The sequence below is a fragment of the Streptomyces sp. CC53 genome (genome assembly GCF_001865245.1).
Taxonomy (GTDB): Bacteria; Actinomycetota; Actinomycetes; order Streptomycetales; family Streptomycetaceae; genus Streptomyces.
This window is the reverse complement of sequence record NZ_MKXB01000080.1, coordinates 1-5,475: the sequence shown is the minus strand read 5'-3', so window position 1 is coordinate 5,475 and position 5,475 is coordinate 1. Positions and strand designations below refer to the sequence as shown.

At 73.6% G+C, this 5,475-nt stretch carries 4 protein-coding genes; all 4 read right to left on the bottom strand.

Going from position 1 to position 5,475, the window contains the following annotated elements:
* Positions 1–88 precede the first annotated feature (88 nt).
* Entirely contained in the window at positions 89–718 is a 630-nt protein-coding gene (locus BJP40_RS07240) for a hypothetical protein (protein WP_177204325.1), read from the bottom strand.
* Complete coding sequence (locus tag BJP40_RS07235; protein WP_079170985.1) at positions 703–1,830, bottom strand: ParA family protein; 1,128 nt, start codon at positions 1,828–1,830, stop codon at positions 703–705. The genes BJP40_RS07240 and BJP40_RS07235 overlap by 16 nt, the downstream gene beginning before the upstream one ends.
* 439 nt (positions 1,831–2,269) lie before the next feature.
* Positions 2,270–3,394, bottom strand: a complete 1,125-nt coding sequence (ald, locus tag BJP40_RS07230) for an alanine dehydrogenase (RefSeq protein ID WP_177204324.1) — start codon at positions 3,392–3,394, stop codon at positions 2,270–2,272.
* Positions 3,395–3,539: 145 nt separating this feature from the next.
* Positions 3,540–5,475: tetratricopeptide repeat protein (locus BJP40_RS07225; RefSeq protein WP_071279533.1), on the bottom strand; the 1,936-nt coding region annotated here is incomplete at its 5' end.

Genomic DNA, 5,475 nt, shown 5'->3' with positions numbered 1-5,475 from the left:
GGGCAGGGTCGTTCGGGGGCATCGTGCGGCGTCCTGTGCGGGAGCGGGCCGGGCCCGTCAGGCTATCGGGCCCGCGCGGGCCCGGCCGTCAACGGCCGCGCAGGCGCCGCACCAGGATGCTCGCGTCGCCGCGGGACTCCAGGTCGGCGAGGACCACGGCGACGGCCTCGCGGACGATGCGCCCGCGGTCCACGGCCAGACCGTGCTCGCCGCGCAGCACGAGCCGCGCGTGCTCCAGGTCCATGAGTTCCTCGGCGGAGACGTAGACCGTGATCTTCTCGTCGTGCCGTTCGCGCCCGCTGGGCCGGCGGCTCGCCGCGCGGCGGCCCCGGCGCGCCGCAGCCGACGGGGCGGACTGGGCGGGCGTCGCGGACTTCGCCGCCTTGGCGGCCGCCCGCGCCACCGGGCCCCTGTCCCGTCCGGTCTCGCCCTCCGCCGTGCGGCTGCGCGACGGTGCCGTGCCGGAGTCGTCCCCGGCGGCCGGGCCGTGCTCCTCGCCGGGGGTGGCGGGCGCGGCGGTACGGCCCGCCGGATCGCTCTCGCCCGCCTGGGCGGGCACCCTCGTCTCCCCCGGGGCCGCGTCGGCCCCGGGCGCCGGACCGGCGCCGGGACCGGGCGGCTGACCGCCCTGGCGGCGGGGTGAGGACGCCTGCAGCGCCATCCCCCCGGTCGTACGGAAAAGCTCGTCGGCACCGGGCAGACTCACTCGGCGTGACACCGGGCGAGCACCTCCCTGGCGAGCTGGCGGTAGGCGGCCGCGCCGACCGAGTTCGAGGCGTACGTGGTGATGGGCTCGCCCGCCACGGTGGTCTCCGGGAAGCGCACGGTCCGGCCGATCACCGTGTGGTACACGTGGTCGTCGAAGGCCTCGACGACCCGGGCCAGCACCTCGCGGCTGTGCACCGTGCGGGAGTCGTACATCGTGGCGAGGATGCCGTCGAGCTCCAGCTCCGGGTTCAGCCGCTCCTGGACCTTCTCGATGGTCTCGGTGAGCAGCGCGACCCCGCGCAGCGCGAAGAACTCGCATTCCAGCGGCACTATCACCTTGTGGGCGGCCGTGAGCGCGTTGACGGTCAGCAGGCCGAGCGAGGGCTGGCAGTCGATCACGATGTAGTCGTAGTCGGGCAGCAGCGGCTTCAGGGCCCGCTGGAGCGTGGACTCGCGGGCGACCTCGCTCACCAGCTGCACCTCGGCGGCCGAGAGGTCGATGTTGCTCGGCAGCAGGTCCATGTTGGGGACCGCGGTCTTGAGCAGGACCTCGTCCGCCGCCATGCCCCGCTCCATGAGGAGGTTGTAGACGGTGAGGTCGAGCTCCATCGGGTTGACGCCCAGACCGACCGACAGGGCGCCCTGCGGGTCGAAGTCCACGAGCAGCACCCGTCGTCCGTACTCCGCGAGCGCGGCGCCCAGGTTGATGGTCGACGTGGTCTTGCCCACGCCGCCCTTCTGGTTGCACATCGCGATGATCTTCGCGGGGCCGTGCTCGGTGAGCGGCCCCGGGATCGGGAAGTACGGCAGGGGCCGTCCGGTGGGGCCGATCCGCTCGCGGCGCTGCCGGGCAGCGTCGGGTGCGAGGGTGGCCGCGTACTCCGGATCGGGCTCGTACTCGGCGTCGGGGTCGTAGAAGTGACCCTCGGGCAGCTCGTCGTAGGCGGCGAAGTGCGTGGACCCGTGGCCACTTTCGTCGCCGGCCGTGGCGTTCACGTGTTGGCCGTCCATCGTCTTCATCGTGTGGGCTGTCGTCATGTGCTGGTGGGTCGCGAAGGTGCGGACAGCGACGGAGCCGACGGCACCGATACCGGCCGACGGACCGCCGTGGCCCGCCCCCAGCGCTCCCGGATGCGCATCCCCCGGAGTAAATGTCGACTCATTCACAAGTCGTCTTACCTCCTTGGATGTGACCAGGAAACTTGTCGATAGGTCAGCGTGGCACCATGCCGACGGTTGGCGACTCTATGGCGTGTCACCGCTCCGCAGCAACACAATCGGCCGGACGCGGCGTGATGTGTCGGCAACCGAACGCCTTCCTGTCAAGGGTGCGTGGCCGTCGATCCTCGCGTTTCGCCGGTGCGCGAATCGGTTAAAGGGTTACGTTCACGGCGACTTGCCGGTAGCCCCGGTCACTTCCGGACGCACGTCCGGCCGGACCTTGTTCGACAAGGTCCGGCCGGATGCGTGACGTTGACGACGTCCGTTGACCTCCGCGCCGCGATGAGCGGACGGTGAGCGGGGACTGACGGACCGTCGAACAGGAGGATGCGGAGAGGCGTCAGCCGAGCAGCGCGCCGAGCTCGACGTGCTCCAGGCCGTGGGCCTCGGCGACCTCCTTGTAGACCACCTTGCCGTCGTGGGTGTTGAGGCCCTTGGCCAGTGCGGGGTCGCGGCGCAGCGCCTCGACCCAGCCGTTGTTGGCCAGCGACACGATGTACGGCATCGTCGCGTTGGTGAGCGCGTAGGTGGAGGTGTGGGGGACCGCGCCGGGCATGTTCGCCACGCAGTAGAAGACCGAGTCGTGGACCTGGAAGGTCGGCTCCGCGTGGGTGGTCGGACGGGAGTCCTCGAAGCAGCCGCCCTGGTCGATCGCGATGTCGACAAGGACACTTCCGGGCTTCATCTTGGCGACGAGCTCGTTGGTGACCAGCTTCGGGGCCTTGGCGCCCGGGATCAGGACGGCGCCGATGACGAGGTCGGCCTCGACGACGGCCTTCTCCAGCTCGAAGGAGTTGGAGACGACGGTCTGCACCTGGGTGCCGAAGACCTTGTCGGCCTCGCGCAGCTTGTTGATGTCGCGGTCGAGGAGCGTCACGTGGAAGCCCATGCCGACGGCGATCTGCGTGGCGTTCCAGCCGGAGACGCCGCCGCCGATGACCACGGCCTTGCCGGCGTGGGTGCCGGGGACGCCGCCGGGCAGCACACCGCGGCCGCCGACGGAGCGCATCAGGTGGTACGCACCGACCTGCGGGGCCAGCCGGCCCGCGACCTCGGACATGGGGGCGAGCAGCGGCAGCGCGCGGTTCGGCAGCTCGACCGTCTCGTACGCGATGGCGGTGGTGCCGGACTCCAGGAGGGCGTCGGTGCACTCGCGGGAGGCGGCCAGGTGGAGGTAGGTGAAGAGGGTCTGGTCCTTGCGGAGGCGGTGGTACTCCTCCGCGATGGGCTCCTTGACCTTCAGCAGCAGGTCGGCGGTGGCCCACACCTCGTCGGCGGTGGGGAGGATGCGCGCCCCTGCGGCGACGTACTCGCCGTCCGTGATCGAGGAGCCCGCGCCGGCGTTCTGCTCGATGACGACCTCGTGGCCGTTGCGGACGAGCTCGTGCACACCGGCGGGCGTGATGGCCACGCGGAACTCGTTGTTCTTGACCTCGCGGGGGATGCCGACCTTCACGTCGATCACGGTCCTTGAATCAGGGGGTGAGAAGGGTAAACCGCTACACAGCGACATGTACCCGGATGCAGTATGACGCACCGGGGCACACCGCGATTAACTGCGGCTCAGCCAGTCTAATGAAGGACTTCCCCGTGTCTAGCCTTGCAAAGCACTAACTTTTCTGAGAACCACTACGGATTTCGTAGGCGACCTTGGTGGCGTCGGTGGGAGTGTCGTGACCTGCGGAGCCGTCCGGGCAGACGGGCGCGGGCGCACCGGGGCGCGGGGCGAGCAGGCGGTCGGCGGCGGCACGGTGCAGCCGGGCGGCGACCGGGTCCCCGAGCCGTTCCAGGGTGTCCGCGAGCCGCAGCCGCAGCGCCGCGTGCAGCCGCACGTCCCCGGCGCGCCGTGCCCCCTCGGCGGCCTCCTCACAGGTGCGCGCCGACTCCTCGGGGCGACCCGCGTACTCCTGCACCCGGGCGGCCTCGCTGAGCGCCCGGGCGTGGCCCGCCCCGTCGCCCAGCCGCCGGCAACCGGCCGCCGCCGCACGCCAGTTGCGCAGCGCTTCGCCGTACCGCCCGGCATAGGTGTGGACGGTGCCGAGGCGGCCGTAGAGCCGTGCCTGGTCGGCCCGCTCGTCGCGTGCCAGCCGCTGCGCCAGGGCCCGCCCGTACCAGTCGGCGGCCCGCTGCCAGTCGCCCAGCTCCTGGTAGGCGCCGCCCACGGATTCCATGGCACGGCCGGTGGCGTACGGGTCCTTCGCCAGGCGCCCGGCGTCCAGGGCGGCCCGGTAGCGGGCCAGCGCGTCCCGCGTGCGGCCGGTGCGGGCGTCCAGGTCGGCGAGGTTCAGCAGCGCTGCGGCCCGCTCCCGGTGCAGGCCGCGCCGCTCTGCCACGTCCAGGACCAGCCGGTGCAGCCCGTACAGCTCGGGCGCGGCGGCTTCCGCACCCCGGTGCGCGGTGAGGGCCCGGACGAGGGCGGCGACCAGCCGGCGGGCCAGGGTGTCGAGCTCGCCGTCGGCGACGGCGAGGCGGGCGGCCGCGAGCAGCGCCGGCTGCCGGGTCCGCAGCCACTCGGCGGCCGCGGCACGGTGCGGGAAGCGCAGGTTGCGGGGCAGCCCGGCGAGGCGGCGGCGGGCGGCGGACCCCTCGGCCTCGGTGACCGCCCGGCAGGACTGCAGGAGCCGCACGGTCCGCTCCAGCATGCGCGCCCGTGCGAGCTGGACCTCGGAGTCGCGGTCCTCGGCGGCCAGCCGCTGCGCCACCAGCGGCATGAGGCAGCCCGGCACCTCGTACTGCCCGTGCTCAGCCGCGCGGACGAAGCCGAGGTCGACGAGCCCGTCCAGCAGGGAACCGGCGGCGGACACGGAGCAGCCGGCGAGCGCGGAGAGCACCTGGGCGTCGGCCAGCCCCAGCGGGGCGAGGGACAGGAGGCGCAGGGCGCGGGCGGCGGGTGCGGGCAGCGCCCCGTAGGTGAGGGCGAAGGTGCGGGCGAGCGGTCGCGTCGTGGCGGGTTCCCCCGGCAGGGCGCGCAGGCGCTTGGCCAGGTCGGCCACGGACGCGGTGGGCCGCGCGGCGAGCCAGCCCCCGGCGAGCAGCAGGGCGGCGGGCTGCGCCGCGCACAGCTCGACAAGCGCCTCGGCCGCCTGCGGGTCGACGGTGATGCGCACGGAGCCGGCGTACCGCTCCAGCAGCTCGACGGCGCTCCGGGCGTCCAGCCCGCCCACCGTGCACGGCCGCACGTCGGGGATGCCGGTGAGCGGCCCCCGGGCGACCGCCACGACCAGGCAGCGGGGGTTGTCGGGCAGCAGGGAGTCGACCTGCTCGGCGTCGGCGGCGTCGTCGAGGAGCAGCAGCGCGCGCCGCTCCTTCAGGGCGTCGCGCAGCAAGCCGCTCAGCTCGTCGCCGTCCGCCCCGGGCGGCGCGGCGACCCCGAGGTCGTCCAGCAGCAGCCGGGCGGCCCGCTCGACGGGCACGGGGTCGCCGCCCGGCTCGCCCAGCCGCGCCCGCAGCACGCCGTCGCGGTAGCCCCGCCCGAGGTCCCGCACCAACGCCTCGGCCAGCGCGGTGCGCCCGGATCCGGGCCTCCCCGCGATGAGCAGCACACGG